Raw genomic sequence first — 24,921 nt, 5'->3', positions numbered from 1 at the left:
CGCTCAGAGACTGGCGTCAACCATGCCGTGGCGGACCGCCAGCAGCGTCAGCTCGACGTCGCTGGTGACCGAGAGTTTTTCGAAGATCCGGTAACGGTAAGTATTGACCGTTTTCGGTGACAGGCACAGCTTGTCGGAGATGATCTGCACCTTCTGGCAACCGACGATCATCAGTGCGATCTGGATTTCCCGCTCCGACAACGCATCGAACGGCGAGCCTTGCGGCTGGAACGACTTGAGCGCCAGTTGCTGGGCAATCTGCGGGCTGATGTAGCGCTGGCCGGCAAACACCAGGCGAATGGCCTGGACCATTTCGTCCAGCCCGGCGCCCTTGGTGAGATAGCCGGCGGCGCCAGCCTGCAACAGGCGGGTGGGGAACGGGTCTTCTTCGCAGACGGTCACCGCCACCACTTTCACGTCCGGGTGGCTGCGCAGCAGTTTGCGCGTTGCCTCCAGGCCGCCGATACCGGGCATTTTCACATCCATCAGGACCACGTCGGGCTTGAGCTCGCGCGCAACCTTCAGCGATGCCTCGCCAGAGTCGGCCTCGCCCACCACCTGCAAGCCATCGATATCGGCCAGCATGCGCGTGATGCCCGTACGCACCAGATCGTGGTCATCGACCACCAGCACCCTAATCAAGCAGACACCTCGCACTGCGGCGGTAATTGGATCCCGCCACCTTAGCAAAAAATACAGCCGTAGACCTAACGGAAGACGTCATTTACCTGACGTCATTTTTTTATTTGCCCGACAGTCGCCCGTACATCCCGCGCTCATAGCCGCCCGCTCTCGCCGGCGGCATCTGGGCACGCTCGGCAAGGCTGCCGAGCAACTGCCGGACGGCAGCCTGGTCGGCCTCTTGCAGCAGGCGAAAACTGCTGAGCAACTGTTCTTCCTGGGTGTTCAGGCTGCTGTGTTCGACCGGCGTGTGCACTCCGCTCAATACATACAACGCGTCGACCCCGCGCGCCGCCACTGCCGCCAGGTAGTCGGCCTTGGGCGTGCGCTCGCCGCTTTCATACTTGCCCTGGGCGTTGGGCTCTACCCCGCCAATGTCGCCAAAGGCGCGCTGGGTCAGGCCCAGCCGTTCTCTTTCTTCCCTGATACGCGAACCGATTCCGTTCATTTGCTTGGCGTCCTTTATCCAGCATCCGGATGGATGAGCACACAGCCGTCAATGGCGTGCCTCGAACGAAGCCCGAACTATGCCGCGATCAGCCGCGCGGCACAAGTCAAAGCCCGCCCTACCTGTCCGGGGTTGTCTGGACAACCTGCAACTCTGCCCCACACTTGTTACTCAAGGCGCTAATAAGCCAACAACTTTGCTTAATAGCTAAAGTGCCATCACCGACGAAATCAACAGCCACTAATACAACAGCGCGGGGAGAATAAAGAAGTTCCATAGCGCATGCAAAAGCCCCGTCAAAAAAACCGTAAAAATCGTCAAAAGCCACAGATGCAACGGCTTTCTGGCGCCATTTTCTCGGCAAAATGCCGATATCGGATTTTTGACGTCGAACTAACAACAAACTTTATCTTATTGATTTATAAGGGTTTTTAAACTTTAACAGAGCAGATTTAAACTTTATCCAAGCAAGAGTTAGAGACTGCTTGCCGAAGTTAAAAAAACTCCCTTAGGATGTAATAAGACAACGAAAAAACGCTTGCATCGCCTCCTTTTAGCGCGCTGCTTTTTCTTGCGCGTCTGCCGCGTCGACCATGCCGTTTAACTGAGTATCTCGGTCAGCTTTCGCTGCACCTTGGGAGAGGGAACTATGAATATCAGTATTTTTGGATTGGGTTATGTAGGCGCTGTCTGTGCCGGTTGTTTGTCTGCACGGGGCCATCAGGTGCTGGGCGTGGATATCTCGCCGGCCAAGATCGACATGATCAACCAGGGCAAGTCGCCCATTGTCGAGCCGGGCCTTGAGCAACTGCTGCTCGATGGCGTGCGCCATGGCCGCCTGCGCGGTACCACGGATGTCCAGGCTGCGGTACTGGCTACAGAGATGTCGCTGTTGTGCGTGGGTACCCCAAGCAAGAAAAACGGCGACCTGGACCTGGTCTACATGGAAGCGGTGTGCCGCGAAATCGGCACCGCCATGCGCGACAAGGCCAGCCGTCATACCGTCGTGGTGCGCAGCACCGTGCTGCCCGGCACGGCCAAGAACGTGGTGATTCCGATCCTCGAGAAGTACTCCGGCAAGCGCGCCGGCATCGACTTCGGCGTGGCGGTCAACCCCGAGTTCCTGCGCGAAAGCACCGCGATCCAGGACTACGATTTTCCGGCCATGACCGTGATCGGCGAACTGGACGCGCAATCGGGCGACCTGCTGCAGTCGCTGTACCAGGGCCTGGACGCCCCGGTGATCCGCAAGTCGATCGAAGTCGCCGAGATGATCAAGTACACCTGCAACGTCTGGCACGCGACCAAGGTCAGTTTTGCCAACGAGATCGGCAACATCGCCAAGGCCTCCGGCGTCGATGGCCGCGAGGTGATGGATGTGGTCTGCCAGGACTACAAGCTCAACCTGTCGCGCTACTACCTGCGCCCGGGCTTCGCCTTCGGTGGCTCGTGCCTGCCCAAGGACGTGCGCGCCCTCACCTACCGCGCCGGCCAGCTGGACGTCGAGCACCCGCTGCTGGCCTCGATCATGGCCAGCAACCGCAACCAGGTGAAGAACGCCTTCGAGCTGATCACCCGCCAGGACAAGCGCCGCATCGGCCTGCTGGGCCTGAGTTTCAAGGCTGGCAGCGACGACCTGCGCGAAAGCCCGCTGGTGGAGTTGGCGGAAATGCTCATCGGCAAAGGCTACGAGCTCACCATCTACGACGCCAACGTCGAGTACGCGCGGGTGTTCGGTGCCAACCGCGAATACATCGAATCGAAGATCCCCCACGTTTCGTCGCTGCTGTGCAACGACCTGCAGCAGGTGATCCGCGACGCCGAGGTGGTGGTGCTGGGCAACAACGATGACCGTTTTGCGCAGGCCCTGGATGCCAGCGATGGCAAGCAGATCATCGACCTGGTCGGCTTCATGGCCCACGGCAGCGATGCCCGGCGTGAAGGTATCTGCTGGTAAGGCCCCGTACTCCAGCAAAGAGCACTCCAGCCAGAAAGTACTCCATCCAGAGAGTACCCGGCGATTGACCCAGGCGCCCCGCCTGACTGACTGCCCACCTGCCTCCTGCCCGGCCGGCCTTGTCCTGGCCAGGCGCGAACAGTGCGCATGTCATTCAGCCGGGTGCGGCCCGAACACAGGAGCAACGACTACATGGAACGACAGCAACAGCCGCCCTCGGGCCGGCCGGACTACCTGCAGGCAGGCGCGCGGTTTTGCGCCTGGGCCTGCCTGTTCGGCCTGATTGCGCTGGCGTCGGAGATGGTCGCGCCGCAGTACCTCGACCCTGCGCACCATAAGTTCATCTTCATCATCGGTGCACTGGGCATGTGGCGCTATGGCAACGCCATCGTCCATTACCTGCGCGGCATGTACTTTCTGCACTGGAAGTTCCCGCGCATGCGCAAGGCGGTCGAGCGCATGGGCGATGCGGCGCTGCCGGCGCACATGTTCATGGTAGTGACCAGTTTTCGCATCCCCACCCACACCACCTTCAAGGTTTACCAGTCGGTGTTCCAGGAGGTGCAGCGGCTGAAGGTGCCGTGCACGGTGATTGCCTCGATCGTCGAGAAAGGCGACGAGCAGTTCATCAAAGAGATCATGCGCAACGAGGTCAAGGACCGCGACGACATCAAGCTGGTCATCGTCCGCGCCCGTGGCACCGGCAAGCGTGACGGCCTGGCCCATGCCTTTCGCGCCCTGTCACGGCAGATGCCGCTGGAAGACTCGGTGGTCGGCGTGGTCGATGGCGACACCATGATGCTGCCCGGCTGCGTCGAGCGTGCGGTCAAGCTGTTTGCCTACCTGCCCAACGTCGGCGGCCTGACCACCAACGAGTTCTGCGAAGTCGAAGGCAGCAGCCTGATGCGCCAGTGGCACTCGATGCGCTTCGTCCAGCGGCACATCAACATGTGCTCGATGGCCTTGTCGCACCGGGTGCTGACCCTGACCGGACGGCTGTCGTTCTTTCGCGCCAGCGTCATGACCGACCCGGACTTCATCCGCGACGTCGAGGCGGATTTTCTCCAGCACTGGCGCCTGGGGCGCTTTCAGTTTTTGACCGGGGACGACAAGTCGTCGTGGCTGAGCCTGATGCGCGCCGGCTGGGACACTTTCTACGTGCCCGACAGCAACACCCTGACCGTCGAGCATCCACCAGACAACAGCTTCTGGCGCGCCACCCGCCAGTTGATGTTCCGCTGGTACGGCAACTCGCTGCGCCAGAACTTTCGTGCCACCGCCCTGCTCGGCCGCGCTCGCCTGGGCCTGTTCACCCTGTATGTGCTGCTCGATCAGCGGGTGTCGATGTGGACCTGCCTGATGGGCCTGACCGCCTCGGTGGTCGCCGGCATCGTCTTCGGCATCCAGTACCTGCTGGTGTACCTGTTCTGGGTGCTGCTGTCGCGCAGCATCGTCACCGTGCTGTTTCTGTTCGCCGGCCACCCGGTCAGCCCGGTGTACCCGTTCGTTCTTTATTACAACCAGATCATCGGCTCGCTGATGAAAGTCTACGCCCTGTTCCACATGGACCAGCAGAGCTGGACCCGGCAAAAAACCACATTAAGCAACGGCGCCGTCAACTTCGATGCCGCCCTGAACCGCTGGTCCTCGAAGGCGATGCTGTTTTCATCCATCGCGATTTTCTTCGGGGTCATCTCGGTTCTTCTCGAACTCACGCAACGTTAAGGAAAGGCGCCTGCCATGAGTAGCTCAAGCACACCCGCAGTACCGGCCAACGTAGTCCACGAAGCCATCGACGAACGCCAGTACGTGCGCACCAAGCTCAACGCCCGGGTCAAGCTCAGCGCGGCCGGCCAGCCACCGTTCGACAGCACCCTGCAGGACATCTCCCTGGGCGGCATCGGCCTGGTCCACCCCGAGCCGCTGAAGATCGGCAGCCTGTACCACGCCTCGATCCAGCTGCGCCTGAACCAGGTCGACCTGAACATCGACAGCCAGATCAAGATCGTCTCCCAGCGCGGCCAGGAAGTCGGCGCCCAGTTCGTCGAGCTCGATTCGCAAAAGCGCGACATCCTGCGCTACATCATCAGCGCCTACCTGTCGGGCGAAATCGCCGACATCAATGGCCTGTTCAACGTGATGCAGCGGGAAAACTACATCAAGGAACGCAAGCACAAGTACGCCAGTGCGCGCAGCTCTGGCGAGCGCCTCAAGGCCACCCTCGGCACCCTGCTGTATGCCGCCGCCGGCCTCGCCGCGCTGGGCTTTGTCGCCTACAAGTGCTACCTGCTGTTCTTCCGTATCCCGGCAGTACAGGCCCAGGTCTCGGCCAATGCCCAGGTCATCAGCATGCCCGACAACGGCTATGTGAAGTTCCTCCTGGCGCCGGGGCAGACCGAGGTCAAGGCTGGCGCGCCGGTGGCGAGCATTTCCACCCAGCTGGCCACCAGCTTCACCAGCCCGGCCGACATGAAGGCCCTGGCCGATCTTGCGCCCGGCGACCTGCAGACCCTGCTCGGGCGCGCCACCATCGAAACCGTGATCAACAGCCCGTGCGACTGCGAGCTGTACTTCCCGAGCAAGCCCCTCGACGGCTTTGGCTACAAGCAGGCGCCACTGGTGCATCTGCTGCCCAGGGATGAAGGCCTGTTCGTCACCGCCAACGTGCCGTTCGACAAGCTCGCCGATATCGGCCGGGTGACCTCGGTGGACCTCAAGGTGTTCGGCCTGGATGAGACCTTCAGCGGCAAGGTCATCGACTCTCGCGTCGATGAAGCCAACAAGAACCTGGCCCTGACCATCGCCCCCGACAGCCCGCTGCCGCGCGCCGCGTACCAGAAGCCGGTGGCGGTGGACCTGTACCTGGGCCTGCCGTTCACGGCGTCGCGCTAAGCACCCCCAAGGAAGGAATAGGCAATGAATGCGAAGACGCCCTCCCGCCTGCTGCTGGCAGGCTTTGGCCTGGCCTGTGCCGGTAATGCCCTGGCCGGGCAAAGCCTGGAGCAGATCCGCTACGCGCTGTACAAGGATCCGAGCGCCAATGTCAGTGCCGACCTGCGCATCCTGGCCGAGCGCGGTGACCTGGCGTCCAAGCTGTTGCTCGGTGATGTGCTGGCCAACAGCGATGGCGCCAGCCGCGCAGACGTCATCGCCCTGTACAAGGAGGCGTTTGCCGACGGCCGCGGCCAGGTGCCGGCGCTGGCCTCGCTGGCGCGCCTGCTGGATCGCACCCCGAGCCTGCAAAAGGGCCAACAGCAGTGGATGGCCCAGGCCCTGACGCGTTACCCGGCGACCCTCGACCCGCGCAATGCCAGTACCACCCTGGAGGTGTTCCTGGTGTACCCGCAGCTGGTCTCCAGCGAACAGGCGGCGCAGTTGCTGGCGCTGTACCAACAGTCGTGCCTGCTCAACTGCCGTCCCGAGCTGTACCAGGCGGTGCTGGCCGAGCGCCAGGGCGACCGCGCCGGCGCCGAGCGCTGGTACCAGCAGGCAGTGCGCGTCGATGTGCGGGCGATCGACCGCTACTACCGCTTTCTCGGCGACGACCAGGACCGCACCTTCCCGGCCTTTGCCCGCAGCCTCGAAGCGCTGCGCCCGACCCTGGCGGTTGAAATCGTGCACCGCATCGGCTCGCTGCTCGACAGCATCAACAGCGTGCAGCGCGCCGAGCAGGAAGCCGACCGCTACCAGCGCCAGGCCAGTGCCATGGGCCCGGCGCGGGTGCAGCCGGACGCCGCGCAACTGGCCCTGGAGAAACAGCGCAGCGATGCCCTGGACCTCGCCCGCGGCGAAGCCCATCGCTGGCGTGACAACGCCGTCGAGCGCGGCTTCGTGCCGGCGATGGTGTCCAAGGCCAACTTTATGATTTCCAACCCCACCGAGCACAACGCCGAAGAGACCCAGGCGCTGATCGACCAGGTGCGGACCCGCGAAGCGACCCGGGCCAAGGCGCTGCAGGCCTCGTTCTACATGGTCAACAACTGGCTGACCCTGGACCCGGACAAGGCCCGCGCGCTGATCGACGAGCTGGTTGCCAGCCGCTACCCCGACGCCGAGCTGCTGCTGGCCGAGTACTACAGCAAGGGCGTGGCCGACCAGCCCGACCAGGACAAGGCCCTGCAGATTTTCCAGGCCCAGGCCCGGGCCGGCTCCACCGCCGCCTGGTACCGCATGGCCACCCTGCACGCTTACGGCCGTGCCATCTGCCATGACCCGGTCAAGGCCTACACCTATGCCCAGGTGGCCGTGGCGCTGGGCGAGAACGGTGCCCGCAGCCTGGTCACGCGCCTGGAAAAGACCCTGAAAAAGGATGACATCGCGCGCGCCCTGGCGGCACGCAACGATCTGTTGAAGGAGGCAACCCTGTGAAAGCCCACCACACCCTGTTCGGCGCCCTGCTGGCCCTGGCACCGCTGTACCCGGCGCACGCCCTGGAAGAAGTCACCGGCCCCGAGGCCGACAGCAGCGAGCCGGTGCGGGTCGCCGATGGCAGCGAGCCGGTGATCACCTCGGAGTTTTTCAACAAGCTCACCGTACAAACCGGCTACGGCCCGGAAAACGCCGAAGTCGGCCGCAGCCGCGAGATGTTCTACAGCTTGCGCTACGAGCCGTCGTTCGCCTGGTACTCGCCGGAAAAACGCTGGGCCAAGTGGATGGTCTATGGCCGCCTGTGGCTTAACTACGACTCCAGCGAGTCGGCCAGCGTGCAGAACGAAAACGCCAACAACCTCGACCGCGAACAGCCCGAAGGCTGGTACGCCGAATTGCGCGAGCTGTATGTGAAACGCAACCTGCTCGGCGACGACCCGCGTTTTTCGCTGTCGGCCGGGCGCCAGCGCTATTTCGACGATTACGGCATCTGGTGGGACGACAGCATCGAGTCGCTGCGTTTCAACTACAACGACACCTTCTCCCGTGGCTTTGTCGCCGTGGCGCAGAAGTTCTACAACTACAACAGCGACGTCAATCGCCTGGCCGACAGCGAGGAGCGCACCACCTACCTGATGGGCGAGTACGCCTACCGCTGGAGCGAGCACAACTGGGCCGGCGTGCGCCTGATGCACGAGAATGACCACAGCGGCCACGACGCCGAAGACCGCTACGACTTCAAGGGCATGCGCTACGGGCTGTTCTTCAAGGCTGACGATCTTGACCTGACGCCGCTGTTCAGCGACTACCACCTGGAACTCGCGGGCCTCGACGGCAAGGTCGACAACACCGATGTCAACGGCCTCACCAGCAGCGGCCACAACGCCAGCGGCTGGGCGGCCCTGGGCGAAATCGGCAAGCGCTTCCACGACCTGCCATGGACACCACGGGTGGCCCTGCGCGGCGGCCTGACCGACAAGCCGAGCAACGACAACGACGGCTTTCGCCTGAATGCCATCCAGTCCGACCGCATCACCCGCCAGGGCAGCTACAGCACGCGCCTGGCCAGCTCTTTCGTCAGCCTCGACCTGCGCAATCTGAGCTACTACGGCATCGCCCTGGAAACCAACCCGACACCGCGCAGCGCCCTGGATTTTCGCCTCACCGAACTGAAGCTGCGCGATGCCAACGGCACCCTGCCGATTCGCCTTGAAGGCGACCAGCGCAGCGAGCGCAACCGCGCCATTGCCCAGGGCAACCACGGCGGCGGCAAGGACGTCGGGCAGATGCTCGACCTCAACTACTACTGGAAGATGTTTCCAGTGGCCATCGACGGCAAGCACCTGGACGTCAACGCCCTGGTCAGCGCCAGCTACCTCAACGCCGGCAACGCCCTGGACAGTGGTGATGACTACCAGCTGACCTTCGGCGTCGTGGTCAGCTACTAAGGACGGAACCCGAGATGATCTTCGCCTCCAACGTCTTCCTGTTCCTCTACCTGCCGTTGTTCCTGGCCGTGTACTTCCTCGCCCGGGCGCCGTGGCGTTCGACGGTGATCGTCGCCGCCAGCTACATCTTCTATGCCTGGTGGCGGCCGGACTTTTTGCTGCTGTTCGTCGCCATCACCTACTGGAACTACTGGTTCGGCCTGCGCATCAAGGCGCGCCTGGATGCCGGCGACAAGCGCTGGGCGTTCCGCCTGCTATGGATCGGCATCATCGGCAACCTGTCGACCCTGGGCTACTTCAAGTACGCCAACTTCGGCGCCGAGGTGCTGGCCGCCCTGCTCGCGCCGCTGGGCATCAACACCTTCACCCTGGAGACGATCTTCCTGCCGCTGGGTATCTCCTTCTATGTGTTCCATGCCCTGAGCTACATCGTCGACATCTACCGCAAGGACGCCACGCCGACCAACAACTTCATCGACTTCGCCGCCTTCGTCGCGCTGTTCCCGCACCTGGTGGCCGGCCCGATCCTGCGCTATAGCCAGCTGGCACCGCAGCTGCGCCAGCGCACCCATTCGCTGGAGCTGTTCTCGCTGGGCGTGTGCCGGTTCATGCTCGGCTTCATCATGAAGGTGCTGATCGCCGACCAGCTGGCGCCGATCAACGTGCTGTTCATCAGCGAAGGCACCCTGCAATTGAGCGATGCCTGGTTCGGCCTGGTGGTCTCGACCCTGCAGCTGTACTTCGACTTCGCCGGCTACAGCCACATGGCCCTGGGCCTGGCCTTGATGATGGGTTTCCGTTTTCCGGAAAACTTCAACCAGCCGTATGTGTCGCAGAGCATCACCGAGTTCTGGGCGCGCTGGCACATGACCCTGGCGCACTTTCTGCGCGACTACGTGTACATGCCGCTGGTGCGCAAGCGCATCGCCGGGGCGCTGCCGGCGCTGGTCTACACCATGCTGCTGTCAGGGCTGTGGCACGGCGCCAGTTTTGCCTTTATCTGCTGGGGGCTGTTCTTCGGCTTGGGCATGGTCATCGAGCGCAAATTCAACCTGGCGACCAAGATCACCACGCCCTACCACCTGGGCCGCAACCTGCGCACCTTCGTGCTGATCATCCTGAGCATGCCGCTGTTCTTCACCAACGACCTGCGCCACAGCATCGACATCTACCAGGCGCTGTTCGGCCTCAACGGCCTCGGTTCGCTGGACCTGTACGTGCTTGGCGCCTCGAAGATGGCCATGTCGTTCGCCGCCATCGCCCTGTGCTGGCTGGTGCTGGCCGGCAGCAACAACGTGCGCTTCTACGCCGGCAACAAGGAGCAGTACTTCATGCGCCATGTCGGCGGCCTCAAGGCCCTGCTGCTGTGGGCCGGCTTTGCCCTGGCGCTGAGCAGCCTGGCGGCGCATTCGTTCTCGCCCTTTCTGTACTTTCAGTTCTAGGAGACCGCCATGTACCCGGTCATGAATTCGGCCAGCAAGGTCAACGGCATTGCCTTCGGCGTCCTGCTGGCGGGCATGTTCGTCTACTCGCTGCCCCCGGTGTTCAGTTTTGCCCGCAACCAGACCGACGCCTGGAACCTGTTCGTCGACGGCAAGCTGCTGCGCAAATTCGAGCAGGTCTACGACAAGCGCTTCTTCCTCCGTGAGCCGTCGGTCGAGCTGTGGGCCAACGCCCAGTACCGGCTGTTCGACGAAGGCACCAAGGGCGTGGTGCTGGGCAAGGACGGCTGGCTCTACACCAACCAGGAATACCGCGTGCCGAACAACCTTGAGGCCAACCTCGACGGCCAGCTCAAGCAGATCGCCGAGGTCGAGCAGCAGCTCAAGGCCCACAACAAGCGCCTGATCGTGCTGCCGCTGCCGATGAAAGTCGATGTCTATGCCGCGCACACCCAACGCGCCGTCGACCCACGGGCGATCAGCCTCTACGACCGTTTCGTCGAGCGCCTGCAGGCGCAGGAGATTGCCGTCACGCCGTTGCGCTCGGCATTTCTGGCCAACCTTGCCGGCCCCGAGCTGTTCCTCAAGTCCGACACCCACTGGAGCCCGCAAGGCGCGCGCCTGAGTGCCTACGAGCTGGCCCGCCAGCACCCGGAACTGCTCGGTGACCAGCGTTACCTGTCGCACAAAGTCGCCGACAAGACGGTCAAGGGCGACCTGATGAACTACATCCAGTTCAACCACGCGCAACTGGCGCCGCAGTTCGGCCCCAACCAGATCGCCCTGTACGAAACCCTCAAGGCCGAGCAAAGCGCCAGCGACCTGTTCGCCAGCGAAAACCAGAGCCTGATGCTGGTGGGTACCAGCTACAGCAAGATCGATGACTGGAACTTCGTCGGCTTTCTCAAGGAGGCGCTCAACCGCGACCTGCTGAGCGTGTCGGTGGAAGCCCGCGGGCCGTTCGAGGCCATGAGCCAGTTCCTTGCCAGCGACCAGCTGAGCAACCCCGAGATCGACACCGTGGTCTGGGAATTCCCCCTGCGCACCCTGCTCGCCCACCGCCTCGGCTCGCTGAGCCGCCCCGGCCAGACCCAACATTTCTAAGGAGAGACTGATGAACACTGCACTGCAACGCCTGCTCGCCACTTCCGCCCTGCTGCTGGGCAGCGCCGCCGTTCATGCCGCCGAAGGCAACGCCGACCTCTATGACGCCGTAGCCCCGGCCGACTCGGCCTTCGTGCGCGTGCTCAACCTGTCCGGCGGCAACATCGATGTGACCCTGAGCGGCAAGATTACCGCGCAACGGGTCGCCGCCGGCCAGCTCAGCGGTTACCGCTTCACCCCGGCCGGCGCGCACAAGATCGCCGTCGGCGGCACCGCCATCGAGCCGCAGCTCAAGGCCAACGCCGCCAGCACTGTAGTCTTTGATGGCAGCAAGCTGACCCTGATCGCCGACAAGTACGTCAACGAGCCGAAGAAGGCCCAGGTCGCCTTCTACAACCTGACCCCGGCCCAGGCAGCGCTGAAAACCGTCGATGGCAAGCACGTGATCGTCGACCCGCTGGGCAAGGACCAGACCGGCAGCCGCATGGTCAACGAGATCAAGATCGGCTTTGCCGCCTACGTCGATGAGCAGAACGTTGCCCAGTTCGACGAACTGTTCCTGAAAAAGGGCCGCTCCTACAGCTATGTGCTGCTGCCCAAGGGCGCCGGCTACCAGAGCATGAGCCTGGCCAACAGCATCGACCCGAGCGAGTGATCATGAAGCGCATTCTTCCCCTTGGCCTGGCGGCGCTGCTGGGCCCTCTGCTGAGCGCCCCGAGCGTGGCCGCAGAGCCCGCCAAGGCCAGTTGCACGAGCCTTGAGTGCATGGTCTGCCCGGGACTGAGCAACCCGCAGAATTACGCCGAAGGGCGCATGAAGCTGATGCGCGAAATCGTTCCGGCCAAGGACCGCTGGCTGTTCCGCTCGGCGGTCGACCTGACCAACGACTTCGGCATCCCGGCGCCCATGCGCCCGGAGTTTGCGCGCTTGATGGCCGCCTTTCGCCAACAGGGCATCCATGTGGCCATGGCGGTGCAACCGACCCGTGGCCTGATGCACCGCGACAAGCTTTACGCCGACAAGCTGCATGGCTTCGACTTTGCCCGCGCCAGCGGCAACCTGGAAAATTACCTGCAGCAATTGCGCGCCGGTGGCGCGGTGGTGCCGCCGTTGATGCAACTGGTGCACACCCCGCCCAAGGGCGAGTTCTTCTTTCGCCGTGACCACCACTGGACCCCGGCCGGTGCCCAAGCTACGGCGCGGCTGGTTGCCGAAGAAATCCGTCGCCAGCCGTTCTACGCCGACCTGAGCAAAAAAAGCTACCGCACCGAACCCGGGGTCATGGTGCCCAAGGACGGCACCCTGAACCTGGCGCTGAGCTATATCTGCGGCAACAACTACGGTTTCCAGTACGTGCGCGGCTACCAGACCATCCCCGAGGCCGCTGGTGCCGATGCGCTGTTCGACGACGCGCCGGACCCAGAGGTGATCCTGGTTGGCGACAGTAACGCCGCCGCCCGTGAAGACGAGAGCAAGCAGTTCAACTTCGACGGCTACCTCAAGCAGTACCTTGAGGTCGACATCCTCAACTACGCCCTGCCCGGCGTCGGCCAGGACGGCTCGCTGCTCGAATACCTGCTGTCAGAGAACTACAAGCCCAAGGCACCGCCGAAGCTGATCATCTGGGAGCTGCCGGCCAACTACCAGCTGGAATCCGAGCAGATGTACCGCCAGCTGATCCCGGCGATCAAAGGCGGTTGCCCGGTGTCGACCGAAGTCCTGGCCAACCGGGTAGAGCGCCCGCCGCTGCGGGTCAATGAGCGCATCGAACTGCTCAGCAACGCAGGCGAAAACCGCAAGCACCTCGGCAACGGCCAGGGCTTTCTCGATATCCGCATCAGCGACAAGAACGTCAAGGATTTCTACGTGATCGTCTATTACGACAACGGCGCCCGCGACAAGGTCTGGTTTCGCCGCGAGGCGGTGGTTAGCGGCGGCCAGTACTACCTTGAATTGAGCCGGGCCAAGGAATTTGCCGGGGCCAACCTGCTGTCGGTGTTCATGGAGCCGACTAAGCCCGGCACCGCCGCCACCCAAGTGGAAACCCGCGTATGCCTGTAAAGACCTGGACCGCGCTGGGCCTGGGCCTGTGCGCCAGCCTGCAGTTGGCCGACAGCCTGGCGGCCAGCTCGATCTGGCCACCGCGGGCCACCGCGCAATCGGCGATGATCGCCGACTACCGCACCTTGAGCTGCAGCAAACAAGCACCGCCGCCCTACACCGGCAGCCTGCAGCTACAAAGCAAGTACGACCAGCGCGACGCCAGCAAGTCGACCCTGCGCAGCAGCCCGGACGCCAACAGCGAACAGATCGGCAAGCAGGTCAAACAGTTCATCGGCGGCCTGATCTACGCCAGCAAGCGCTTCCAGCGGGCGAAGAATCCGCAGGAGGCGAACATGGCCCTGGCTTGCCAGGACCAGTGGCTGGAACGCTGGGCCGAGGCCGGTGCGCTGCTCAACCCCGACGCCAGCAGCACCGGCATGGCCGCGCGCAAATGGGCGGTGGCGGCCATGGCCTCGACCCTGCTGATGACCCAGGCCGCCAGTGACGCCAAGCTGCAACTGTCACCGGCGCAGCAGGCCTGGTTCAACCAGTTGGGCGAGCGCATCATCGCCGAGTACCAGCCGCGCCGCACCCCGGGCTTTACCTGGTTCAACAACCACGACTACTGGGCGGCCTGGGCGGTGGCGGCGACCGGCATGCTGGTGCAGCGCGACGACTTCATCCAGTGGGCCGACGGCAACCTGCGCCGCGGCCTGCAGCAGGCGGTGAAGTCCGCTGACGGCAGCTACGCCTACCTGCCGCTGGAAGTGGCGCGCAGCAAACTGGCCGCCACCTACAGCCAGTACGCCTTGGTGCCGCTGGTGTTGCTGGCCGAGTCGGCGCGGGCCAACGACCTGCCGTGGAGCAGCGACGATCAGCAGACCCTGGAGCTGCTGGCCAACTTCGCCGCCCGCAGCATCCTCGACCCCGACAGCCTGCCCGAGCTCAAGGGCAAATCGCAGAGCGACGTCGCCCCGTACAAACTGGCCTGGCTGATCCCCTTCCTGCAGCGCGCCCCGGGTAACCGCCTGGCCCGCCAGCTGTATGACAGCGAGGATGGCGAGGTCGACAACTACAGCCAGATCGGCGGCCCGCTCAAGCCGTTCTATCCCACACTGCCGTAACCCAAGGACGAACCGTCATGGCCATGCTTGCCCGCCCGCTTACCCTTTCCTGCCTGGCGCTGCTGTTCAGCGCCCTGACCCAGGCTGCCAGCCAGAGCTTGCCGCTGCAGCAAACACTGAGCCCGGTAGACAGCGTCGAACACCAGCGCGACCTGCAGCAGTTGCAGCAACAGGTCAGCCAGGCCGTGCAACTGCAGGTCAGCGAACGTCCGCGCCCGGCCGGCCGCGCCAGTGTCAGCCTGCAACCGATGTTCTCGTCACAGGCCGGCAGCTGGCCGTTCGAGCCGTTCGTCAACAACGGCCTGTTCCGCGCCATCGCCGGCTACCAGGCGCATCACCCGCAAGCAGTGCTGGTGCGCGGCGGCAGCGTCAGCCTGGCGCAGTTGCACGATGCCCTCAACGACCCGAAGATCATCAAGCGCTACAAGGACGGCTACCTGCTCAGCTACCCGCTGGTGATCGCCAGCGACGGCGGCCTGTTGCTCGAAGGCACCAGCCTGTACCTGTACAGCTACTCCGGCACGGCGCTGATCAACCAGGGCTGGCTGGGCCTGAACCAATCGCGCCTGGAGAGCGTCGCCGGCGACAAGCCCGGCAGCACCGAGCGCGCCTGGCGGCCGTTCGTGGTGGCCTGGGCCGGTAGCCACACCCAGGTGATCGGCTCGACCCTCAACCGCCTGGGCTACAACGCCAACCTCTCGCGCGGCCTGAGCACCGCCCTGAGCAGCCAGCAGGGAGCCTCTACCCGCCCGGCCACGCTGATCATCCGCGACAGCCAGTTCAATGAACTGTCCAGCGCGGTAGAGCTGCAACACAGCCAGGCGCAGATCGACAACAGCCAGTTCGGCCAGTCCCAGCAGTACGCCATCGACGTGCGCGACAGCCAGGTCGTGGTACGCAATAACCAGCTACGCGGCATCGACAACAACAGCGGCATCCGCCTGCGCGGCCAGACCCGCGCACGTATCGAGCACAACCTGATCCTTGGCGCGCACAAGGCGGCCATCGAAGTCAGCGAGCAACAGGGTGCCCTGCTACTGAGCGGCAACTTGATTGGCGATAGCCGGGGCAACGGCATCCAGCTGCGCAACCTGACGCCGAGCGCAGCCGCACCGTTGCTGATCAGCGACAACCTGATCGGCAACAGCCAGGGCAGCGCCGTGGATGCCAGCGAGGTCGGCGCCGTCAGCCTGATCGGCAACCGCATCGGCAACAGCCCGGAGTACGCCGTCAGCCTGCGCAATGCCACGCCGCTGGCCGGCCCCCTGACCTTGAGCGGCAACACCCTGGGCAAGGTCGGCAAGGCGGTGGTGCGGGTCGAGGGTGTGCAGCAGGTGGTGCTGGGGCCGAACACCTTCGAGGGCAAGCCGATTTTGCAGAACCTGCTGATTGGCGACCTGTTACCGGTGCAGAGCCTGCTGCTTGAGGCGACCCAACGCCAGGGCTGCGTAGTACGGGTCGAGCTAAGTGATCGCCCGCTGCATGCGCAAAAAGCACTCGTCTTCGCCGACGCAGACAAAGCCCTCGCGCAGGTACAGCAAGCGTGCCGGGTTGCTCCTGAACACCATCAGACGCAGCAGCGGCAAGTGCCGTTGGCCGGTCCAGACGGCCAGTTGCGTTAATACCCAGCTGCCGATGCCGCGGCCGCGAAAACCTTCGAGCAGGTGCAGTTCACGGATGAACAGGGCCTGGCGGTCCTGGCTGAGGCTGAAGTAACCCAGCGGCTGTTCGGCGTCGCTGATCAGCCATTGCTCGCGCCACCCCCAGGCCTGGTCGAAGGCTTCTTCCTGCCAGAGCAGGTCGAACTCGCAGTAATAGGGCAGCATGGCCCGCCGGGTGAGGTCGCGGGCGAAGGTGCGGTGCTGGTCGGTGGCGGGGGTCAGTTGCACAGTCATAGTGGTTCTCTTCGCGGGTCAAGGTTTGAACTCGTCGGCATAACACACCGGCGAACTCCCCGGCCCCTGGCGCTCCAGCTCATCCTCAAGCCATTGCGCCAGCACCGTGGCATTGTTGTGCCCGGTGTCCTTGCCGGCATACAGCAAGGTCAGATCGCCCTGCCCGGCCATGCCCAGCAGTTTCCACCAGTGTGCCGGCTGCGCCGCCAGCTCCTGGCGATAACGCTGGGCAAAGCCGGCAAAGTCCACTTCACCCTGATGAAACGCCTGGCGCAACGCCGTTGACGGCGCCACCTGCGGCAGCCACAGGGCCTGCAGCTGGTCCTTGCGCGTGTTGCGCGGCCACAGGCGGTCGACCAGCACCCGCTGGCCATCGGCAGCGTCCTGCGGGTCATAAACGCGTTTGCAACGGATCATCGTTACCCTCCATCGGCAGGTCCCTTGATCCTAGGACTTTCCTTGACCGAGGTCACGGTGCTGTCACCGATTGTTTTTATCATGGCCGGGCAAGGCTAGACCCTTTCTGGTAACCCGGACCCGTCATCATGACCACCCCGACCCTGGCTGGCAGCCCATCGCTGGCCAACCACGATCCACGCCCACGTCTGGATCACAAACCCGGCCGTACCACCCTGACCCTGTTTTTCGGCCTGCTGGTGGCCGGCCTTGTATATACCGCCTGGAGCGTGTTGCGCGACATCGACGCCACCGGCACCGTCGTCACCACCTGGACCCCCTTCCTGCTGCTCGGCCTGGCGTTGCTGATTGCCCTGGGCTTCGAGTTCGTCAACGGTTTTCACGACACCGCCAACGCCGTCGCCACGGTGATCTACACCCATTCGTTGCCGCCGTCGGTGGCCGTGGTGTGGTCTGGCTGTTTCAATTTTCTTGGCGTGCTGCTGTCCAGCGGCGCGGTGGCCTTCGGCATCATCGCCTTGCTGCCGGTGGAGCTGATTTTGCAGGTTGGCTCTTCGGCCGGCTTCTCGATGGTGTTCGCCCTGCTGCTGTCGGCGATCATCTGGAACCTGGGCACCTGGTGGCTGGGCCTGCCGGCTTCGTCCTCGCATACCTTGATCGGCTCGATCATCGGCGTTGGTATCGCCAACGCACTGATGCACGGGCGCGACGGCACCAGCGGCGTGGACTGGGCCCAGGCCAGCAAGGTCGGCTATTCGCTGCTGCTCTCGCCGCTGGTGGGCTTTACCTGCGCGGCGCTATTGCTGCTGGCCCTGCGCATGCTGGTCAAGCGCCGCGAGCTGTACCAGGCGCCGGTCGGCAACACGCCGCCGCCCTGGTGGATTCGCGGGCTGTTGATCCTTACCTGCACCGGGGTGTCGTTCGCCCATGGCTCCAACGACGGGCAAAAAGGCATGGGCCTGATCATGCTGATCCTGGTCGGCACCCTGCCCATGGCCTATGCCCTGAACCGGACCATGCCGGCCGACCAGTCGCTGCAGTTCGCCGCCGTCGCCGAGGTCACCCAGCAGGCTTTGCAGCGCAGCGCCCCGCAAGCAGCGCCGGCGGACCCACGACAGACCCTCAGCGCCTTCATCCGCCAGCCACAGGCCAGCGACGAACTGCTGCCGGCCCTGGCGGCGCTGGCCGGGATGATCGGCAGCGAAGTCAAAGGCTACGGTTCGCTCAACCGGGTGCCCGCTGAGGCCATGGCCAACGTGCGCAACGACATGTACCTGACCTCCGAGGCCATCCGCCTGATCGACAAGCACCAGCTGGCGCGGTTCGATGCCGATACCCGGGCCAAGGTGCAGCTGTTCAAGCAACAAATCGACAGCGCCACCCGCTACATTCCGTTGTGGGTGAAGATCGCCGTGGCCATCGCCCTGGGGCTGGGGACCATGGTCGGCTGGCGGCGCATCGTGGTGACCGTCGGCGAGAAGATCGGCAAGACCCACCTGACCTACGCCCAGGGCGCCTCGGCGGAACTGGTGGCGATGTGCACCATTGGCGCGGCGGACATGTACGGGCTGCCGGTGTCGACCACCCACGTGCTGTCGTCCGGGGTGGCCGGGAGCATGGTTGCCAATGGCTCGGGCTTGCAGATGCGCACCCTGTTCAACCTGCTGATGGCCTGGGTGCTGACCTTGCCGGCGGCGATTGTGCTGGCCGGGGGGTTGTACTGGGTGTTTCGGCAGGTGTTTTAGTCATCGCGGGGCAAGCCCGCTCCCACAGGTATGTGCGAGCGGTCTTGCCCCGCGATAAGGCGCTAAGCTGGGATCTTCAGCCCCCGCTCCACCGCCGGCCGCGCGACAAACGCCGCGAGCACGCGCTTGACGTTGGCAAAATCGTCAAAGCCCACCAGCTCGCCCGCCTCATAAAAACCGATCAGGTTGCGCACCCAGGGCACAATGGCGATGTCGGCAATGCTGTACTCGTCCATCACCCAGTCGCGCCCTTCAAGACGCTTGTCGAGCACCCCGAGCAAACGCCGCGACTCGGCCACATAGCGGTCACGCGGGCGCTTGTCTTCATAGTCCTTGCCGGCGAACTTGTTGAAGAACCCTATCTGGCCGAACATCGGCCCGATGCCGCCCATCTGGAACATCAGCCACTGCAGGGTCTGGTAGCGCTTGGCCGGGTCGGCCGGCAGCAGCTTGCCGGTTTTTTCCGCCAGGTAGATGAGGATCGCCCCGGACTCGAACAGCGGTAGCGGCTGGCCGCCCGGGCCGTTGGGGTCGAGGATCGCCGGGATCTTGTTGTTGGCGCTCAGGGAGATAAATTCGGGGGTGAGCTGGTCATTGCTCTCGAAGCTGACCTTGTGCACCTCGTAGGCCAGGCCGATCTCCTCGAGCATGATCGACACCTTGACGCCGTTGGGCGTGGGCAGCGAATACAGCTGCAGCAGCTCGGGCTGTTTGGCCGGCCATTTGCGGGTGATCGGGAATGCGCTGAGATCAGTCATGAACACAACCTTGAGCAATAAGAGGTGAACGACACTTTAACCAGTTTTATCAACGCCGCGCGACCATCACCCAGTCACGATGACGCTCCGGCCCGCATTCGAACACGGCCTCGCCGACCTTGTTAAAGCCATTGCGCTGGTAGAAGCGGATCGCCCGGGCGTTTTGTTCGTTGACGGTCAGGCGAATGGCGCCGCTCACCTGCGCCAGGGTGTCGTCGAGCAGCCGCTGGGCGCCGCCGTGGCCATGGTGCTCGGGTAGCACGTAGCAGCGGCTGAGCTCCGGCAAGCCGTCCGCTTCAGCAATTCCCAATACCTCGGGTGTGCTGTCGACCAGGCTGTAGCCCACCACCGCGCCCAAGTGCTCGAGCACGCGCAGGCGCTTGCGCCGATTGAGCAGGTGCAAGACAAAGTGCTCGGGCTGCAACTGCGTGTCGATGTACGCCTGCAATGCCGGGGCGGCAGCGTCTGGCGGGCTGGCCAGGGCAAAGGTCTGGCCAGCGATGATGCTCAGCGCCTCGGCATCACTGGGCCGGGCAACGCGGGTAGTGAATGGCATGCAGCAACATCCTGTCGAACGGGCGATCCGGCATGGTAGCCCGAACCCGGCGACGGCGTCAGCGCCGACGAAACAGCGGCCGTGGTTCGATCACCGAACGCCCGTACAGCACGCTCATGCCGGCCAGGCCCTTGAGGGCATCCTCGGCACACTTGTCTTGGCGCACGGCATAGCTGTCGAAACCGCACTGGCGCATATGGCTGAGCTGGTCACGCAGCACGTCGCCCACCGCGCGCAGCTCGCCATGCCAGCCCAGGCGGCTGCGCAGCAGGTAGGCCTGGCTGTAGCCACGACCGTCGCGAAAGCTCGGGAAATCCACGGCAATCAGTGGCACCTGGGGCAGCCACGGGCGCAGCGGCTCGAGCTCGTCGTCCGGGCCCAGCAACACGCCATCACGGCCGAAGGGCCGCTGGGTACGGCGGGCAATCCAGCTGGCCAGGGGCAAGATCACCAGGCCGTCAGGCAGCAGCTCGCCGGGTTCGCGCAACAGCTGCCAGGGATCGTCCTCGATCAACTGCGCTTCACCGTTGCGCAGGCCAATCACATTACGCATATCAGCTCCTCAGGGCGCTTGGCATAGACACGTTCCTTGAAAGGCTCCAGGCCGACCCGGCGCACGGTGTCGACAAAGGGTTCGTCCAGTTCGCGATAAGCGCAGTAGGTGGCGATGATCTGCTCGATCACCTGGGGGATCTCGGCGGCACTGAACGACGGGCCGATGACCTTGCCCAAGGTGCTGTGCTTGCCCTGGGCGCCACCGAGGGTCACCTGGTACCACTCGCTGCCGTTTTTATCGACGCCGAGGATGCCGATGTTGCCGATGTGGTGGTGGCCGCAGGCGTTGATGCAGCCGGAGATATTCAGGCTCAGCTCACCCAGGTCGTGCAGGTAGTCAAGATCATCGAAGCGGCGCTGGATCGACTGCGCAATCGGGATCGAGGTGGCGTTGGCCAGGGCGCAGAAGTCGCCGCCCGGGCAGGCGATGATGTCGGTCAGCAGGCCAATGTTGGCGGTGCCCAGGCCGCGCTCGCAGGCCAGGCGCCACAGCGCGTGCAGGTCGCGCTTGCGCACGTCGGGAAGGATCAGGTTCTGCTCGTGGGCAATACGGATCTCGCCGAAACCGAACTGCTCCGACCAGTCGGCCACCGCATCCATCTGCGCATCGGTCAGGTCGCCCGGTGGCGAGGCATCGCCCGGTTTGGTCGAGAGCACCACGCTGGCATAACCCGGGACCTTGTGCGCCTTGACGCAGCAGGCCACCCAGCGGGCGAAGGCGTGATCCTGGGCCAGGTGGGTGTCGTAGGCCAGCTCATCATCGATGACGCTGTCGTAGGCCGGTGGTTCGAAGGCGGCGGCGACACGCTGGAATTCGTCCTCGGTCAGTTGCGCCGGGCCGTCCTTGATGTGTTGCCACTCCTCCTCCACCTCGCGGGAGAACGCCTCGATGCCCAGCGCCTTGACCAGGATCTTGATCCGCGCCTTGTACTTGTTGTCGCGCCGGCCATGGCGGTTGTACACGCGCAAGATGGCTTCGACGTAGGACAACAGGTGCTGCCACGCCAGCCCTTCGCGAATCTGCAAACCGAGGATCGGCGTGCGCCCCAGGCCGCCGCCGACCATCACCCGCAGGCACATCTGGCCACGGCCGTCGCGGTAAAGATAAAGGCCGATGTCATGCATCATGATCGCTGCGCGGTCTTCGATGGCCGAGCAGATGGCGATCTTGAACTTGCGCGGCAAGAACAGGAATTCGGGGTTGATGGTCGACCACTGGCGCAGGATCTCGGCCAGCGGCCGCGGGTCGAGCAACTCGTCGGCGGCCACCCCGGCGAAGGCCTCGGTGGTGATATTGCGCACGCAGTTGCCGGAGGTCTGGATCGCATGCATCTCGACCTCGGCCAGGCGCTGGAGGATGTCCGGCACCTGGGCCAGTTCGATCCAGTTGAACTGGATGTTCTGGCGCGTGGTGAAGTGGCCGTAGCCACGGTCGTACTCGCGCGCGATCTGCGCCAGGGTGCGCAGCTGCCGGGCACCCAAGGTGCCGTAGGGAATGGCCACGCGCAGCATGTAGGCATGCTTTTGCAGGTACAGGCCGTTTTGCAGGCGCAGGGGCAGGAACTCTTCTTCACTCAGTTCGCCAGCGATGAACCGGCGCACCTGATCGCGAAATTGCGCCACGCGCTCGAACACCAGCGCACGGTCATACTCGTCATACTGATACATGGTTCGGACCTCATCAGGGAGGCCGTTACTATGGCTTTTGGGTGTACTGAGTTACAGATTCAGGTTGGCGGTAATTATACGGATCAGATGGACTTTAAGCATCGCGGGGCAAGTCGGGTCGCCGCGATGAGGCCCTAAAGGGCGACACCGTCCGTGCGCTTCAACTCACCAATTTTCTCCAGCCGCGCGCGCACGATGTTGCGGCTGATATTCAGCAAGCGCCCGGTCTGCAACTGATTGCCATGGCAGAAGCGGTACGCGCTGCGAAACACCGTCTGCTCGATATGCTCGTACAAGTCCGGGATGTTCTGCTCGAACAGCGCCGTCAGCGCCGCTTCAAGGCTTGGCGGCTCGCTGGCGATACGCAGCGGCTGGCTGTGTTCTTCCTGGCGGATGCCCACCGAGCGCATGTCCACCAGGTGCAGGTCGGCCGGCTGCACCACTTGTTGCCGGCACACCAGCAGCGCATGGTGAATGGCGTTTTCCAGCTCGCGGATGTTGCCCGGCCAGCTGTGCGAGAGCAGCTTGCGTTCGCTTTCCAGGCTCAGGCTGGCGCGGCTGTAACCCAGGCGCTGGCAGTGCTCTTCAAGGAAAAACTCAGCCAGCGGCAGGATATCCCCAGGCCGTTCGCGCAGCGGCGGCAGGCGGATGGTTGCCACGTGCAGGCGGTAGAACAGGTCTTCACGGAAATGCCCGGCCACCACCGCATCGGCGAGGTTGACGTTGGTCGCCGCCACCAGGCGCACGTTGATCGGGATCGGTGTGCGCGAACCGAGGCGCACCACTTCGCGCTCCTGCAGCACGCGCAGTAATTTCACCTGCATGTTCAACGGCAGGTCGCCGATTTCATCGAGGAACAGCGTGCCGCCATTGGCCGCTTCGAACCAACCGGCCTTGCTGTTGGTGGCACCGGTAAAGGCGCCCTTCTCGTGGCCGAACAGTTCGCTCTCGACCAGGGTTTCGGCGAAGGCGCCGCAGTTGACCGCCACGAACGGCTCGCGCCCGCGGCGGCTGAGTTGATGGATATGGCGGGCGACCAGCTCCTTGCCGGTGCCGGTCTCGCCGATGATCAGGGTGTTGGCTTCACTCGGCGCCAGGCGTTCGATGCGGCTGAGCAGTTCCTGGGATCGCGGGTCCTTGAACACCAGAACGGTGGCGCGTACGGATTTGGTCAGTTCCCGGGCATGGGGATGGGTTATCAGCGACATGGTGCATTCCTGGCAGTGAAAGCGCAGGGCCATAGTGCCCGAAACAAATTAGAACAAATAATTATTAATTAGTATTTATATATTCCAATTAGAGATATGCACTTGACGCTGCTGCCACAGCAGCAGTCGCCCAGCAACCCGTGGCTGCCAGCCAGCATCGACGCGCCGCCAGGATTGCCCTTGAAGGCATTTCGGCCCCGCAAAACCGGGCCCTGCAGCGCCCTGGCACGCATTTCGCTCAAGCCTGGCAAACGCACCGTGCAAGGACCTCTCGATGAAACTGGAAAAAACTTTCGCCTTTGGCCTGAGCCTTTTGGCCCTGTCGCTCAGCGCCGTGGCCGCAGAAACCTTCGCGCCAAAGCCCGACGCGCTGCAAGGCGATGGCCGGGTCTCGGCGTTCTACAGCTGGAGCCAGGCGATCCCTGGCAAACCGGGCAAACTGCTGCGCAGCGAACCGCTGGAAAAGACCCTGAGCCTGCCTGGCACCGCCTCGCAACTGCGCATTCTCTACAGCTCTACCGACGGCATCGACGGCAAGACCCCGGTGGCGGTCTCCGGCGCGCTGTTCATCCCCAAAGGCCAGGCGCCGGCAGGCGGCTGGCCAGTAGTGACCTGGGGCCATGGCACTGTGGGCGTGGCGGATGTCTGCGCGCCGTCCTGGGCCGGGCGCTCTTACCGCGACGTGCAGTACCTGACGCGCTGGCTCAACGAGGGCTACGCCATCGTCGCCACCGACTACCAGGGCCTGGGCGTGCCCGGCGGCCATCCGCTGCTGAACAACCGCATGGCCGCCTACGGCATCCTCGATGCCGCCCGCGCGGTGATCGCCGGGGTGCCGGGGCTGGCCAACAAGGTGCTGGTGGTCGGCCAGTCCCAGGGCGGCGCCGGCGCCTTCGCCTCGGCCGCCTATGCGCCCACCTATGCCCCGGACCTGGGCCTGAAGGGCAGCGTCGGCACCGGGGTGATCTACACCGTCGGCGCCAAGAACGTCGGCGAACAGGACCAGGACAAGGTCGACGCCTCGCTGGCCTACGGTTTCTACACCCTGCTGGCGGCGCAGCAGTACGACCCGAGCATCGACCCACGCGACTTCTACACCGACAAGGCCCTGCCGCTGTTCGAACAAGCGCGCAGCACTTGTCTGTCGTCGCTGGTGGCCGATGTGCTCGGCACCGGCCTGACCCCGGCCAACACCCGCAAGGCCAACAACGGCGAGCAGCTCAAGCCGTGGCTGGCGCAAGTCTCCTACCCGACCCTGAAACTCGCCCAGCCGATCTTCATCGGCACCGGCGCCGAAGACAAGACCCCGGCGGCTGCCACCCAGGTGGCGCTGATGCAGGACGCCTGCAAGACCGGCTCGATCGTCGAAGGCCACCTGTACAAGGGTCTGGGCCACAGCGAGACGGTCAACGCCTCGCTCAAGGACTCGCTGCCGTTTGCCCGCAAGGTGTTCAACGACCAGCCCATCGCCCCCCTCTGCAACCCCACCGTGCAATAAGGACGC

21 protein-coding genes and 1 pseudogene are annotated in these 24,921 nt (G+C 64.0%); 13 read left to right on the top strand and 9 right to left on the bottom strand.

The genetic code is table 11. The features are described from left to right. Window positions 1–3 precede the first annotated feature (3 nt). Both uvrY and BLR26_RS14675 read right to left on the bottom strand, forming a co-directional pair. The gene (gene uvrY / locus BLR26_RS14680; RefSeq protein ID WP_010221877.1) at window positions 4–642 is read right to left on the bottom strand and encodes a response regulator transcription factor GacA; all 639 of its coding nucleotides are present in this window, start codon (window positions 640–642) and stop codon (window positions 4–6) included. Window positions 643–742: 100 nt separating this feature from the next. Further along, window positions 743–1,129, bottom strand: a complete 387-nt coding sequence (locus tag BLR26_RS14675; protein WP_045194014.1) for a helix-turn-helix domain-containing protein — start codon at window positions 1,127–1,129, stop codon at window positions 743–745. Window positions 1,130–1,778: 649 nt separating this feature from the next. On the opposite strand from BLR26_RS14675, the gene BLR26_RS14670 reads away from it, so the two are divergent. From BLR26_RS14670 to BLR26_RS14620, 11 genes and pseudogenes are all read left to right on the top strand, one after another. After that, complete coding sequence (locus tag BLR26_RS14670) at window positions 1,779–3,086, top strand: nucleotide sugar dehydrogenase (protein WP_045194015.1); 1,308 nt, start codon at window positions 1,779–1,781, stop codon at window positions 3,084–3,086. 192 nt (window positions 3,087–3,278) lie between these two features. Next, window positions 3,279–4,811 carry a glycosyltransferase gene (locus BLR26_RS14665; RefSeq protein ID WP_082075380.1) on the top strand — a complete coding sequence of 511 codons (1,533 nt, stop codon included), beginning with the start codon at window positions 3,279–3,281 and terminating at the stop codon, window positions 4,809–4,811. 15 nt (window positions 4,812–4,826) lie between these two features. Beyond that, window positions 4,827–5,978, top strand: a complete 1,152-nt coding sequence (locus BLR26_RS14660) for a PilZ domain-containing protein (protein WP_093381746.1) — start codon at window positions 4,827–4,829, stop codon at window positions 5,976–5,978. A gap of 24 nt (window positions 5,979–6,002) precedes the next feature. Then, window positions 6,003–7,454: an SEL1-like repeat protein gene (locus tag BLR26_RS14655; RefSeq protein ID WP_093381743.1), complete on the top strand. Its 1,452-nt coding sequence runs from the start codon at window positions 6,003–6,005 to the stop codon at window positions 7,452–7,454. Continuing rightward, window positions 7,451–8,902 (top strand): alginate export family protein, encoded by a 1,452-nt coding sequence (locus BLR26_RS14650; protein WP_093381741.1) that lies wholly within the window; start codon window positions 7,451–7,453, stop codon window positions 8,900–8,902. Before BLR26_RS14655 ends, BLR26_RS14650 begins: the two co-directional genes overlap by 4 nt. Before the next feature lie 14 nt (window positions 8,903–8,916). Next, window positions 8,917–10,344 (top strand): MBOAT family O-acyltransferase, encoded by a 1,428-nt coding sequence (locus BLR26_RS14645; RefSeq protein ID WP_045194019.1) that lies wholly within the window; start codon window positions 8,917–8,919, stop codon window positions 10,342–10,344. A gap of 9 nt (window positions 10,345–10,353) precedes the next feature. Further along, window positions 10,354–11,448, top strand: coding sequence for an alginate O-acetyltransferase (locus BLR26_RS14640; protein WP_093381738.1), 1,095 nt, complete (start codon window positions 10,354–10,356; stop codon window positions 11,446–11,448). A gap of 10 nt (window positions 11,449–11,458) precedes the next feature. Beyond that, window positions 11,459–12,103, top strand: coding sequence for an alginate O-acetyltransferase AlgF (locus tag BLR26_RS14635; protein ID WP_093381735.1), 645 nt, complete (start codon window positions 11,459–11,461; stop codon window positions 12,101–12,103). Between the two features lie 2 nt (window positions 12,104–12,105). Further along, window positions 12,106–13,509, top strand: a complete 1,404-nt coding sequence (locus BLR26_RS14630) for an alginate O-acetyltransferase AlgX-related protein (protein WP_045194022.1) — start codon at window positions 12,106–12,108, stop codon at window positions 13,507–13,509. Further along, window positions 13,500–14,615 (top strand): polysaccharide lyase, encoded by a 1,116-nt coding sequence (locus tag BLR26_RS14625; protein ID WP_093381732.1) that lies wholly within the window; start codon window positions 13,500–13,502, stop codon window positions 14,613–14,615. Before BLR26_RS14630 ends, BLR26_RS14625 begins: the two co-directional genes overlap by 10 nt. A gap of 17 nt (window positions 14,616–14,632) precedes the next feature. After that, a pseudogene (locus BLR26_RS14620) lies at window positions 14,633–15,841 on the top strand (right-handed parallel beta-helix repeat-containing protein); the annotation flags it as partial. A 237-nt stretch (window positions 15,842–16,078) separates the two neighbouring features. On the opposite strand, the gene BLR26_RS14615 reads toward BLR26_RS14620, so the two are convergent. Both BLR26_RS14615 and BLR26_RS14610 read right to left on the bottom strand, forming a co-directional pair. Beyond that, complete coding sequence (locus BLR26_RS14615) at window positions 16,079–16,510, bottom strand: GNAT family N-acetyltransferase (RefSeq protein ID WP_093381730.1); 432 nt, start codon at window positions 16,508–16,510, stop codon at window positions 16,079–16,081. Between the two features lie 18 nt (window positions 16,511–16,528). Beyond that, complete coding sequence (locus BLR26_RS14610; protein WP_093381728.1) at window positions 16,529–16,927, bottom strand: DUF488 domain-containing protein; 399 nt, start codon at window positions 16,925–16,927, stop codon at window positions 16,529–16,531. Between the two features lie 128 nt (window positions 16,928–17,055). Between BLR26_RS14610 and BLR26_RS14605 the strand changes: the two genes are divergently transcribed. Next, on the top strand, window positions 17,056–18,672 hold the full coding sequence (locus BLR26_RS14605; protein ID WP_093381726.1) for an inorganic phosphate transporter: 1,617 nt from the start codon (window positions 17,056–17,058) through the stop codon (window positions 18,670–18,672). A gap of 62 nt (window positions 18,673–18,734) precedes the next feature. Here BLR26_RS14605 and BLR26_RS14600 read toward each other — a convergent pair whose 3' ends face one another. The 5 genes from BLR26_RS14600 to BLR26_RS14580 form a co-directional block, all read right to left on the bottom strand. Next, entirely contained in the window at window positions 18,735–19,430 is a 696-nt protein-coding gene (locus BLR26_RS14600) for a glutathione S-transferase N-terminal domain-containing protein (protein WP_093381724.1), read from the bottom strand. 49 nt (window positions 19,431–19,479) lie between these two features. Then, the gene (locus tag BLR26_RS14595; RefSeq protein ID WP_093381722.1) at window positions 19,480–19,986 is read right to left on the bottom strand and encodes a GNAT family N-acetyltransferase; all 507 of its coding nucleotides are present in this window, start codon (window positions 19,984–19,986) and stop codon (window positions 19,480–19,482) included. A 58-nt stretch (window positions 19,987–20,044) separates the two neighbouring features. Then, window positions 20,045–20,539, bottom strand: a complete 495-nt coding sequence (locus tag BLR26_RS14590) for a DUF934 domain-containing protein (RefSeq protein ID WP_093381720.1) — start codon at window positions 20,537–20,539, stop codon at window positions 20,045–20,047. Next, entirely contained in the window at window positions 20,527–22,209 is a 1,683-nt protein-coding gene (locus tag BLR26_RS14585) for a nitrite/sulfite reductase (protein ID WP_093381718.1), read from the bottom strand. Before BLR26_RS14585 ends, BLR26_RS14590 begins: the two co-directional genes overlap by 13 nt. A 134-nt stretch (window positions 22,210–22,343) precedes the next feature. Further along, window positions 22,344–23,417, bottom strand: a complete 1,074-nt coding sequence (locus tag BLR26_RS14580; protein WP_093381715.1) for a sigma-54 interaction domain-containing protein — start codon at window positions 23,415–23,417, stop codon at window positions 22,344–22,346. 274 nt (window positions 23,418–23,691) lie between these two features. On the opposite strand from BLR26_RS14580, the gene BLR26_RS14575 reads away from it, so the two are divergent. After that, window positions 23,692–24,915: a lipase family protein gene (locus BLR26_RS14575; RefSeq protein ID WP_093381712.1), complete on the top strand. Its 1,224-nt coding sequence runs from the start codon at window positions 23,692–23,694 to the stop codon at window positions 24,913–24,915. Window positions 24,916–24,921 lie beyond the last annotated feature (6 nt).

It is taken from the genome of Pseudomonas sp. UC 17F4, assembly GCF_900101695.1.
Lineage (GTDB): Bacteria > Pseudomonadota > Gammaproteobacteria > Pseudomonadales > Pseudomonadaceae > Aquipseudomonas.
The sequence above is the reverse complement of the archived record's forward strand: the minus strand, read 5'-3'. Positions and strand labels throughout refer to the sequence as shown.